The sequence below is a fragment of the Bacillus sp. DX3.1 genome, assembly GCF_030292155.1.
Lineage (GTDB): Bacteria > Bacillota > Bacilli > Bacillales > Bacillaceae_G > Bacillus_A.
The window spans coordinates 4,413,307-4,425,869 of sequence record NZ_CP128153.1; the positions used below are offsets into that span (position 1 = coordinate 4,413,307).

Sequence of the window (12,563 nt, forward strand, 5' to 3'; positions counted from 1 at the left end):
CGCGGCTATGGATAACAAGAGGTGACCTGCACTCGTTTTCTCTCTTTGTTTTCACTTGGCATGGGGCAGGAAAAGGATCTGACCGCTTCTATGCATGGCCGGATGCTCTCTCCCACCTAAAAAGAAGGGTTTTATGTCGGTTTTTAATTTGCATTTTATAATATAATGAAAAATAGTGTAAGCAAAGAAAGTAAAAAACTTTTGTATAAATAACACATAGACCAATCGCAAAAGTCTATAACATAATACAGTCAGGCTTCCTTCCCGATCGATGATTACTTAAACCAATTTGATTCTTACCGGATAAAGCCTACTGTACATATCTTCCATCATACTTTCGTCTTCTTTACACACGACTAGATACCTTTCCCTTCAAAAACTCATACACTTTCTTTTCAAATAAATGAACATCTAATACCCCAGCCATATGGCCTTTTATACTTTCAATTTCATAGACTTCTGCACATTTTCCTTTTTTCTTCAACAATTCTACCATTTCATAATTATAGCGAGATGGCTGGAGCAAATCTTGTTTGCATGGAATCATAAGCACACTTGCTTCCATTTGAGAAAGCGCTTCTTCTAAAGAAGAAAAACCATGTGAAATATCATGTAATAATGTTGCTTTCGCTGTATACAACCATGAATTAGCATCAACAAAAGCAATATTATTTAATGTTAATTCATTTATATTTTGCTCAAATGACGTCAACGTAGACACATCCACATAAGGTGCTACTTCCGCACGCTTACGCGGAAATGTAGTTTCATAATAATGAGCATCAAACGCATTTACAAACATCATTTTCCCCGCCAAATGTAATCCTTTCGTCGGCTGTTCTTCCCCATAGTTTCCTCCATCCCACTTTGGATCAAGTTGAATTGCTTCAATCGCATTTTGCAATACATTAAAAGACGTCACAATTGGGTTTTGTGGATTTGTAATAACACCAATCATCCGCTCCACCATATGCGGATAATGAACAGCCCACTGCTGAGCGATCATACCTCCGGCTGATGGCCCAATTACCGCATGCAATCTTGTAATTCCCATCTCCCGCACTAATTCATATTGCAAACGTGCTACATCTAAAAATGTAAATACAGGGAAGTCCATCGCATACGGGGATCCAGTTGTTGGATTCATTGACTTTGGTCCTGTTGTGATAACATATGGATTTTTCACTTGTACATTACAAAGATTATCTGTACAAATCACAAAATATTGATCTGTATCAATTGCCTTTCCCGGTCCTATGAGCCCATCCCACCAACCTGGGAGCTCGTCTTCCTCTGTATATTTTCCGGCAGCATGGCTTGTTGCACTAAAATAGTGACAGACTACAATCACATTTGATTTTTCTTTATTTAACTTACCATATGTTTCATATCCAACTTGAACAGGTAGCGTTATGCCATTTTCAAATGTAAACTTTTCTAAGTGAAATGTTTTTTTTTCACATATAACATAGATTATCCCCCTACATTGAAATTTTTTCTGGAACCTTCTGCTTCTAGAAGTTAAGAAACAACAAATACGCAATTGTAAACTTGGTCCAATCCTGAGGAGTTGATTTTCTTGCTACCGAAACTATTATACATTTCGAAAGAAACCCCTTCTTTTTAGAACAGATTGGATGATAAACCAATCATTCTCTCTTCTTCATAAAGTGAAACTTTAATCAGTGGGGGTTTTCTTCATCCCTCACTGATTATTAGCCCCCACCAATCGGGCTTTTACGGGCAGTTTATCCCCCACCTAACTTCTTTACTTCCTGCCGATTTTTGAGGTGGGGGGTATTACTGCCCGTTAATGCGGGATAAATAGGTGCATAATATATAAAAATTCCCACAAACTAACATTATCTTACATCATTAAAGAGGGAATACACATGCTATGGAAATGGTTTCGTAAACGAAAACAGAGTGAAGATACGGATTTTACCGAAACAAATCAAGAACAACAGCAAGACCAAGCTAGCGATTCAATCAAGCAAGAAGAAGAGCAAGTTCAATCTACAAACCAAGACAAACAGGATAAACAGGTTCAAACTAACAATCAAGCCGAAGAAGATCAACAACAAATTCAGACCACAAATCAAAATCAGGAGCAACAGCAAACTCAAACTGACGATCAAGCTAAACAAGAGGAAGATCAGCAACAAAACCAAACGAATCATCAAGATACTAGTAGTCATAATAGTATTTATGATTTTAGTAAACCAAAACCCAAGACTGCTCATTCTCTACAAGAGTTACTGGAAAAATTAAAAACATCTAGTGATTTTGTAAGCTATCACACATCAGATGATGAGACAATGCCATACTGGATTTCCTATTATCGTCCATCACTTGATGGAGAAAAACTACAAAAGTATTTAATGCCTGCTTTACTAGAGCGTACATGCTCAACATTAGAAGAGTTAAAAGAACATATTCCAATGAGCGGAATTACGATTACAAATGATCTTCAAAAAATTGAAGATATGGTTTTAAAAGGTCACGCTATCGTACAGTTACATGAACAAGATCAAAAATGTATCTTAGCGAATATCACAATTGATAATTATCGGGCGCCATCTATTCCATTAAATGAATCTACCGTTATTGGTCCACAAGAGGGATTTGTAGAGGATATTGATACCAATATTAACTTAGTACGTAAGCGCCTCCCTGTATTGGCCTTACAAACAAAGGAAGTTGTAATTGGGAAATTCTCTAAGACAAAAATTGTCATGATGTACCTAGAAAATCTTGCCGAAAAAGACACTGTTGAATTTCTCGAAGAATCACTTCGTACAATTGAATACGACCAAATTAACGATAGTTCCTATGTTCAAGAATTACTGGGGGAAAAATCAATTTTCCCATTATTTATTAATACAGAACGTACGGACCGAGTAACGACAGCATTAATCGATGGAAAAATTGCTATTTTTGTCGATGGTTCACCAAGCGTCTTACTCGCTCCTGTTTCATACTTTGATTTTTTCGTTTCACCAGAGGATTACAACGTATCTTGGCTTTACGCTACGTTTTCAAGATTTTTACGACTTATTGCTGTTTTGTTCTCGATCTGTGCAACACCATTATACGTTGCCGTTTTAAGTTATCATTACGAATTAATTCCGAGCGATTTGCTAGAAACGTTAATTTTATCTCGGGCACAAGTCCCTTTTCCTCCTCTTATAGAAGCACTCTTCCTAGAGCTGGCTATCGATTTACTGCGCGAAGCTGGGGCAAGGTTGCCGATGAAAGTTGGACAAACACTTGGTATTGTAGGCGGTATCGTCATTGGGCAAGCTTCCGTACAAGCAGGATTAACTAGTAACATTCTATTAATCATCGTTGCTTTATCTGCATTGGCTTCCTTTATTACTCCCATTTATAAAATGGGGAACGCAGTCCGTTTACTACGCTTTCCATTCCTTATATTCGCAGAATTAGGTGGACTATTAGGAATTTCAATTGGGTTTATTTTTTTATTTACACATCTATTCAGGCTTTCTTCCTTACGGAAACCGTACGCTCTATTTTATCCAGCAAGGAAACAAGCACTGAAAGACTCTTGGATTCGTTTTCCATTATCTATGATTGATACAAGAGATATCCAAGCAAGACCGCAACACGTAAAAAAATCAGCAAATGGGATTTCAACAAAACATACATCTGATTTTGATGAATAAGAAACGAGGTGCACATATGAGTAAAGTCAAAACAAAATATCAAGTATCACCTATATTTGTTTTCTTCTTAATTCATAGTGCACAGTTTGGCGCTGGTGTTCTTGGATTTGCACGCATCCTCGCAAAAGTTGCAGGATACGATGGCTGGATTGGTGTTCTCATCACAGGAATCATCATTCACATTCTCGTTTGGATGATGTATTACTCATTAAAAAATACAAAAGGCAACCTAATAGATCTTCATCAGCAAACCTTTGGAAAGTGGCTCGGTAATGGCATTAATATTGTATTCATGCTGTATTTTCTCGCTTTGAGTATATCCGTTGTTCGAACGTATGTTGAGATTGTTCAAGTATGGATGTTTCCTACCGGGTCCACTTGGATGTTCACAATCTTTTTATGTTTATTAAGTTACTACGTCATCTCATCAGGATTTCGCGTCATGACCGGTATCTGTGTACTTTCAATCGTGGGAACATTAGGTTATATTTTTCTTAGTTTTTTTATGTTACGATACGCACATTGGGAAAATTTACTTCCTGTTTTTTCACATTCTTTTGGAGATATTTTAAAAGCATCTCAATTTTCAACTTATACTATGACGGGCTTTGAAATCTTTCTTATGATATACCCATTTGTGAAGAATCCCGAAAAATCTCATAAATTTGCACAATATGGTGTATTATTCTCTAACGTTTTATATTTATTTAGTACGATTTTGGCATTTGCTTTTTTTAGCGAAAAACAGTTATCAAAAACAATTTGGTCTCAGCTTTCAATGACACAAGTTATTAAATTACCCTTTATCGAACGACTAGAATACATTGCCATCTCCGGCTATGCACTTGTAATTCTTACAAGTTTTATTCTTCCATTATGGGCTGCTACAAGAGGAACGCATGAAATCTTTCATGTAAAGCAAAAATACATTTTACTTTCTTTCATACTAATTACCATTATTGTTTCACAACTTTTAACAAACAGGCACGATATCAACGATTTTATTAGTTATATTTCCAAAATTAGTCTTTGGCTTATATATGTTTACATCCCAATCTTATTTCTTATCGTGTGGGTGAAAAAAAAATGGAAAAAATCAAGAGAAAACTAATTCTTCTTTCATGTATTTGTTTGTTCACCATAACAGGCTGTTTGCAAAAAAATATTGTTGATGATGTCCAGTTAATTCAAGGGATTGTTTTTGATACAGCAAAAAACAATAAAGTAAAGGTGACATCGGTTTGTCCTATACAGCGAAAAGGAAATAAAGTACAGGTCTACGAAGGAGTAGCAAATGCCGTTAAACAAGTAAAAGCTGATACTTCTTTGGAATCTTCTCAACCATTTGCAAGCGGACAAATGCGCATTGCATTGTTTACTACAAGAATTGCCAAAAAAGGATTGTCGACCTCCTTTGACACATTGGTTCGTGATGTCAGCATCGGAAACTCATTGTATGTTGGATTATTAGAAGGAAATGGACCTGAGCTGTTAAAAGGAAAATATACAACTTCATCTAATGTTGCTATTTATATAACAAAAATGTTAGAGCATAACATGCAAACAGGTCCCTTACCAACTGATAATTTACATTTAGGTGCATTTCGTTATTATCGTGAAGGCCAAGATTCTTATATGCCTATCCTAAAAAAGAGTAAAGACAAAATCAAAATCACTGGCATTGGGCTTTTAAAAAAGGATAAGTATGTCGGAAAAATTGATCAACAAGATATGTTCATATTTAAAGGGTTATTGGAAAAACATCGGTTAGATTCACAAGAATTTAAAAGTAATAATGGATACGTAATGATCAATAACATACATTCCAAGCCAACGTACACTATAAATATAAAAAATGGAAAACCTTCCTTTTTAATTAAAGTAAAAATAGATGCACGCATTCTAGAACTTTCAAAACAAGTGAACCTAGAAAATAAAAAGAACACCAAAAAAATATCACGAGAAGTTGAAAAACAATTAAATATTACAGCCACAAAACTCATCAAAAAATTTCAATCTTTAAATGTTGATCCGCTTGGTCTCGGAGCAAAATTCCGGCAAAATTATCGGCCATTCAAGTTAGAAGAATGGCAAAAGATGTACAAAGATGTTCCCATTAAAGTGAAATACGAAGTCAATATTACAAATTCAGGTGTTATCGAATGACGTGAAATAAATGCTAAACAAATATCCATCCTCAAAATGTCAGATAATGATTGAACTCCTCTTTCCAACATGATACAACGGAGAGAGGAGTTTTTTGATAACACTTACAAATTTACTTACATATATATAAATCCATTTTGATTTTTCGACATATAGCCGGATGCTCTCTCCCACCTAAAAAGAAGGGTTTTATGTCGGTTTTTTAATTTGTATTTATATAGAAAAAAGATACTTACGGGGGAGCTTATGTCTAAAAAGTTAGTAAAACCTATTTTAAATGGTATTCTGTTTCTCGGCGTCTTTTTATTTGCTCATACATACTTAAAAAATGTTTCTTTCACACGTTATTTACTTGTTGTTGTACCTATGCTACTTGTTGGGATATTTGGGATTGATCTTGTTTTATCATTTTTAATAAAGAAAGAAGAATAGGGAAAGAACATCTTATTTCATATAGGATGTTCTTTTTCTATTCTATTCTTTTCGTTACACTCCCTCCTTATGTTACAATGAAATTCGGCACAAAACGCGAAAGGATGAAACAACATGGCAAACGAAAAAGGTTTAGATAAAGGATACGAACTTGTTGCAAAAATGCACGAGGTATTCGGACACCCTGTTACAGATGTACCAACGAAATTAACAGAAGAGCGTGCGAAAATTCGCGCAAGCTTTATGCAAGAAGAGCTTGAAGAATTTTTAGAAGCAAATACTGTAGAAGATCAATACGATGCATTGATTGATCTTATTTATTTTGCATTTGGAACATTTGCTGAAATGGGAGTGCGCCCAGATAAAGGATTTGAAATTGTAAACAATGCAAATATGTCTAAATTATTCCCAGACGGTAAACCACGTTTCCGTGAAGGCGACGGCAAAATTTTAAAACCAGAAGGCTGGCAGGCACCAGAACCACAGCTTCGTGCTGAAATTGAGCGTCAACGTCAAGAAGCATTAGAAAAAGCAGGAAAATAAAGTGAAATTTGAATCAGTGGAGGAGGTTCTTCATCCCCAGTGATTATTAGCCCTCACGAATCGGGCTTTTACGGACAGTTTATCCCCCACATCAGCTAAATGTTGAGGTGGGGGTATTACTGCCTGCGAATAGTGGTATAAGAGCCTCTCCCTAAATTACTTTTTTCCCTTACTCAGGTGGGTGTAACATAATTACTTAAGCAAAATATTGAATTGCCTCTACATTGATTTGATATTTTAATCTGTAAATCCGTTCGATAATTTCAATCGTTATTATTCTTTTCAGAGACTCTTTACGCAAAACGATGATGATTATTCAATAACAATCTCCCCTAAATAAGTGCTACTAAAAAGGCAGGATTTCTCCCGCCTGAATAAAAGCTTTATTTATCTTCTCCTTCTGTTTGAGTCGCATCAAACGTCCAGTTCAATTTCAACGTGTCTCCTTGGAATATATTTTGCTCTTCTTTATTATCAACAAATGTCAATTTCACATAAAGAGTATCATCATCACCCGGAGCAAGTCCATCCCCTTCATGGTTTACAATATCTTTTTCTACCAGATTAAGAACGTCACCAGCTTGCGTCGCTTTCTTTAGTTCAGACAATGTAGTAGACCATATAGGAACACTGTTTTTATCCAAGTTCCATAGAAAATCTACACGAATATGATCGCCAAAATCAGCGTTTCCATTGTCACCTTTTGCATCTGTTACAGTGTAATCAGTAAGAAGGTGCACATCTTTAATTTTTAAAGTTCCGTTATTAATTAATTGGAAGCCTCGCTCCATCTCATCGCCTGGTTTTATTTTGTCCACGTTCAAGATAACTTGCGGATCAACGCTTAAATCCAAAGTACCTGCCGCAAAGGTATTTTCTGTTACTTCTTTATCGCTGAAGTACGCAAACGTTCCGCCTCCAACTAAAGTTAAACCAAGCGCCGCAGATACAACACCCATACCTAATTTTTGTTTTATCCCCATTTTAATCCCCCTCCTAAAATTCTAAATATTAAGATTCAAAAAACTGAATTACTCTTCTATGCGTGATAACTAAATGAAATAATTTTAGAATCATTTCTATCTCACGCCACTCTTTCTATCTTCAAATACAAAATTAAGAAAAACCGGAAACGTCGTTTTAGAGCGTCTCCGATTCTTACTCCTCATGTCAATCATTCAAAATCTATCAGGTTATGTGCACACGTATGAAGTCATCTCTAGAATCCTTCTATTAAAATGTATAATATTATTTATTTTTTGGCTCCAATCCGATGGAACGCAGAATTTTCTCCAATGTTACTGGGCCAACATTTTCCTTTGGTTTTTGATTTGGCTTTGCATCAGGTCCCTTTTTCAAGAAGTTCTTTTCAATAAAACGAATATCCGTTTCATTCACTACACCATCTTGATTGACGTCACCATCAGTTACTGATACTTTCTCTTTCCCATAAGATAGAGCTGCTATTCTCGCATCTTTAATATCTACCATCTTATCGCTGTTTAGATCACCAGCAAGATTATTATCCATATACGCAGTGTAATATTGTCCAACTAGCTCCCCATCGCTCATTTTACCGAGCTTTGTTGTAAGTTTACTTTGCAGATGCCCCGGCATCTCTACAATAATGTCATATTCTTTATCACTAACAGGAACATTATGAATCTCAAATAGAGCATTTTTGTCGATTGTTCCTAGATATTTCTTCCCATCTTCAGAAACAGCGTATACTTTTGCACCTAATTTTGTGTAATCTTTGTTAGGAAGATAGCCTTCTGGGGTAAAGAAAGCTTCTGGCTTAATATACCCTCTAATTCTCGAATGTTTTGAAATGAAGACAAAAGTTTTATCTTGAAAAACAGGAATTGTAGCTGCTTCTGCTGCACCAAATTTTGTATAAGTAAACTTGTCTGGTTTAAGTGAAGCTAACTCCAAATGATATTCATCGTTCGTTATTTCAAATGTGACATCTAAAAACGGAATATCTTCATCTATTCCTTTAAATCCGTTCCCCTCTAAAGACGCATCAACTTTCACTTTATTGTTCACATTACCTTCCGTAATAGCTGGATTTGAAAGCTTCACGTTTAATCCATGTTCTTCCGCGTATTTTGTAAGCGTAGGATTTGGTTTGACATCTGTAAATTTATACAATTGTTTATCATATGGCACTTCAAAACTACCAGAGAGAAGCTGTTTCACATTATTTAAGTTCAAAGTCATCGTAATTTTGTCACCTAATTTAACTTTATCCTTGTTATAACTTGGTGCAGCATATTCTGTTCCTTCTTTAACGAATGTATAGTTTTGATATCCACGAATTGAATCACCTGCTGTCGCAGCATCCAATCCAAATAATCTTAAATCTAATGGTTCGTTCAATTCTTCTGGCGCTACCCCAAATTTAAAGTCACCATTTGGTTGAATCGAATTTAATGTACCAGAAGGAAAGAAAGAGTTTTGGAAATATACAATCTTATTCGCCTTTTGATCATACGGAAGCCCTTTTGCTTTTAATGCATCTATTCCAGTGTCATAAATATTGCCGTGCACCCAAAATCCGCGCTGCCCGTCTTCCTCTGTAAACATGGATTCACCAATTTCATGGACACCAGGCTGTACATCACTAAATTTCATTTCTGGTGCTACATTATCAATCATGATCGTGTCACTTTTTGTATAGGATTTTCCTTCTTTATCGTATCCGATGAATTCAAGTTCATAATCTCCATCAGGCAACGTGACAGGTTTATCCCCAATCGGATGATTCGGATCACCTGTAAATGGAAACACATTTCCCGTCAGGCCATATAGAATGTAATATTCTTTATTAGGTGTCTTATTGCTTGCGTCAACTGTACCAACAAACCCTAACGCGTTTCCTGTTTTTCGATCCTTCACAATCGCATCAACCGTTTCCAGTGGACTGTTCAATTTATATGACAACGGTGAGAACGGCCCGTCCATAAAAGAGTGCCATTTCGTCAAATCCGTCGCCATCGTATCTCGAAGTAAATTTACAGATGCAATCCCTTGCTCTGTCAAGCGAACGGCAAACGGAACTTGATATGTTTCTTTTTCATTATTTTTGTTTGTAATGTGAATATATCCTTCATATCTACCCAATTCCGCATTTGCTGGAATGGAAATTTCAGGATTCACTTCTCCAGAAGCCTTCGGATTTACTTTAATGGACTCCTGTACGCTCAATTTCACACCGTTTTTTGCTGCATCCTGCACGCCTACATTTTCCGATGAATACTCTACTTCTATTTTGAACTCTTTTTCCTCTTGTTGATTATTATTTCGAATCACAACTTTCCTGCTGTCTGTAATGGAAGAATTTTTCGATTGATGCTTACGGCCAAATGCAATAGAGCCGGTTTTCTCTTCAATTTCTACCGCTTGACCATTCTCGATATTTGATGTTTTGTCGATAACCTCAATAGAGGTATCTGCATGAACTGCTCGATACGCGTCAATTCTTCCCGCTCCCATTTCGTATACAGAACGCTCTTCTTTTAAATCGACTGCCGTGTTCATGAGTGCTTCTTTCACGTCAAACGGGCTGTAGTCCGGATGCGCTTGTAACATCAATGCCGCTACCCCAGCTGTATGAGGAGTCGCCATCGATGTACCAGACATACGCCCATATGCTACCGTATAATTGTCGCCATCTTTTGGATCATTTATATATTCAGGAACAGTAGAGAAAATAGACACACCCGGCGCTACAACATCCGGTTTAATATCATCTGTTTTATTTGCCGGACCTCGGGAACTGAAATCTGCTAAATGATCACCTTCTGTTTTTGTGTTACTCAGTTCTCCAAATGTAAAGGTTACATCCCCTTGTGCTGCTTTTGCCTGCAATTTCTCACCATCTGTCTTTGTTAAGCGGAAAGAAGGAATAAACGATGTACCTTCTCCCATATAAGCTGTAATATCACCATCCACATTGTTATACACAATCATTGCCTTAGCTCCTGCTTGTACTGCATTTTTCATTTTTTCATCAAATGTAATTTCACCGCGCTGAATAAGTGCAATTTTTCCTTTCACGTCTTTCCCAGTAAAATCCCCTGGTTTTCCAAGTCCTGCATAAACGACTGGCAACGATTGTCCTTTTAAATCTTCAAGCTTGTCCGTAAAGTTTTTGCCTAAGAGCATCATCTTTTCTATATGTAGATCTCCTACATCCCCTGTAAATGTTGGTACGCTTACAGCAGAATCACTTGCACCAACTGTAATCGGAAGAGCTGCGGCTCCAGGCGATCCAAGACTTCCCTCTCCATGCCCTGCATTTCCAGCTGCCACAACCGTTACAACTCCAGATAACATTGCATTATTTAATGCTATCGATGTAGGATATAAAGGATCGTTAATAGATGCACCTAATGACAAGTTGATGACGTTCATACCATCTTTCACTGCCTTATCAATAGCAGCAAGAATACCATTCGTGCTCCCGCCTCCATATGGACCCAACGCACGGTACGCATACAAATCTACATCAGGAGCTACCCCTTCTACGGCGTAATCTACAGTATTTTTCTTATCTGCAGCAATTGTACCGGATACATGTGTTCCATGCGATGTGTAGTAGGCACTACCATTATTGACTTCAGGAGCCCCTCCTGAATTTTTCCAATCCTTATATGTTGTTTCCATTGGATCGGCATCATTATCAATGAAATCCCAGCCTTTTACAGAATTCGGGTCAACTGTTTTTGAATCCACCCCAGCTTGCGCACGATATCCTTTATACGCATCTTTTAAATCAGGATGGTTATAATCAGCTCCTGTATCAATTACACCGACTTTAATGCCTTTACCTGTTATATTTTCTGCATGAAGCTTATCCACGCCGATTTGCGGAACACTATCAATCATCTTTGGCTGTACAGTGGCCTTATTTGTTTCTTTTGGCAAATCAAGTTTTACATCAGAATCTTTCCAAACACGTTTGACAACACCAGAGCGCACTAAATCTTCAATTGTATTTCCAGGCAATGTCATTGCCACGCCATTGAATGCGTTTTTATATTCTCTTGTAATCTTGGAAGATTGAAAGTCCTTCTCCACATCTTTCTTTTTTTGTAGTTGTTGAAGTACTCCCTTAAATTCTTGATGAGATTCTTCTACTTTTTTTTCTGCAGCAGAAAGAGTCATTTTCTTCCCTTTAGCTGTCTGCTTTAATATTTCAATTTTGGCAGGTGCTTGTTTAAACTCCACAATAATGTTCACTTTATCAGGAGTTGTTGTGTTGACATCTGGAGAAATCGTAAACTCCGGTCTAGCATCTAATGTTTTCAAAGCGGCTCTCTGTTCTTTTGTAAGACCGCTCAATACAGATTTCGCATCAGCAATCCCCTCTATCTTAGATGTACTTTCCGCCAATACGTTATACGGGATAGCAGATGATAATAGCATGCCAGCAGCCAATGCTCCTGTAAGAATTTTAATAGATTTCTTCCCCTTCATGTTGTTTCCCCCATTTACAATTGTTCTTTCTATATAAGATTATTACTTTCTCAACGCTTTACTTAGCAGAAATGTTTTAATCTATTCCTTTATGTGATCTCATTATATATAAGTCCGAAAAATCTGTTTATTGGGAAAATTATTGTCATTTACAGTCTAATCTTATACTTTGCAGGAGGTTTTTCTCGAAAAAACGAAGAAAAAACAAAAAAAACATAGCGTATTGTATGTTTTAAACTTGGGAAAATATCT

General features: G+C 36.7%; 8 protein-coding genes. 5 read left to right on the forward strand and 3 right to left on the reverse strand.

Annotation, left to right across the window (positions count from 1 at the left end; genetic code table 11):
• Positions 1 to 346 precede the first annotated feature (346 nt).
• Positions 347 to 1,465, reverse strand: a complete 1,119-nt coding sequence (locus QRE67_RS22160; RefSeq protein WP_483298715.1) for a homoserine O-acetyltransferase family protein — start codon at positions 1,463 to 1,465, stop codon at positions 347 to 349.
• Positions 1,466 to 1,892: 427 nt separating this feature from the next.
• On the opposite strand from QRE67_RS22160, the gene QRE67_RS22165 reads away from it, so the two are divergent.
• The 5 genes from QRE67_RS22165 to QRE67_RS22185 all read left to right on the forward strand — a co-directional run bounded on the left by QRE67_RS22165 (position 1,893) and on the right by QRE67_RS22185 (position 6,827).
• Positions 1,893 to 3,686, forward strand: coding sequence for a spore germination protein (locus QRE67_RS22165; protein WP_286122343.1), 1,794 nt, complete (start codon positions 1,893 to 1,895; stop codon positions 3,684 to 3,686).
• Positions 3,687 to 3,702: 16 nt separating this feature from the next.
• Positions 3,703 to 4,797, forward strand: coding sequence for a spore germination protein (locus QRE67_RS22170; RefSeq protein ID WP_286122344.1), 1,095 nt, complete (start codon positions 3,703 to 3,705; stop codon positions 4,795 to 4,797).
• Positions 4,773 to 5,852 (forward strand): Ger(x)C family spore germination protein, encoded by a 1,080-nt coding sequence (locus tag QRE67_RS22175; RefSeq protein WP_286122345.1) that lies wholly within the window; start codon positions 4,773 to 4,775, stop codon positions 5,850 to 5,852. The genes QRE67_RS22170 and QRE67_RS22175 overlap by 25 nt, the downstream gene beginning before the upstream one ends.
• Before the next feature lie 246 nt (positions 5,853 to 6,098).
• A complete protein-coding gene (locus QRE67_RS22180; RefSeq protein WP_286122346.1) occupies positions 6,099 to 6,284 on the forward strand; it encodes a hypothetical protein in 186 nt (61 codons plus the stop codon).
• A 114-nt stretch (positions 6,285 to 6,398) separates the two neighbouring features.
• Positions 6,399 to 6,827: a pyrophosphohydrolase domain-containing protein gene (locus QRE67_RS22185; RefSeq protein ID WP_286122347.1), complete on the forward strand. Its 429-nt coding sequence runs from the start codon at positions 6,399 to 6,401 to the stop codon at positions 6,825 to 6,827.
• A gap of 383 nt (positions 6,828 to 7,210) precedes the next feature.
• Here the strand turns inward: QRE67_RS22185 and QRE67_RS22190 are convergent, their stop codons facing one another.
• Together QRE67_RS22190 and QRE67_RS22195 are read right to left on the reverse strand one after the other, a co-directional pair.
• On the reverse strand, positions 7,211 to 7,810 hold the full coding sequence (locus QRE67_RS22190; protein ID WP_286122348.1) for a TasA family protein: 600 nt from the start codon (positions 7,808 to 7,810) through the stop codon (positions 7,211 to 7,213).
• Between the two features lie 265 nt (positions 7,811 to 8,075).
• Complete coding sequence (locus QRE67_RS22195; protein ID WP_286122349.1) at positions 8,076 to 12,311, reverse strand: S8 family serine peptidase; 4,236 nt, start codon at positions 12,309 to 12,311, stop codon at positions 8,076 to 8,078.
• Between the last annotated feature and the right edge of the window lie 252 nt (positions 12,312 to 12,563).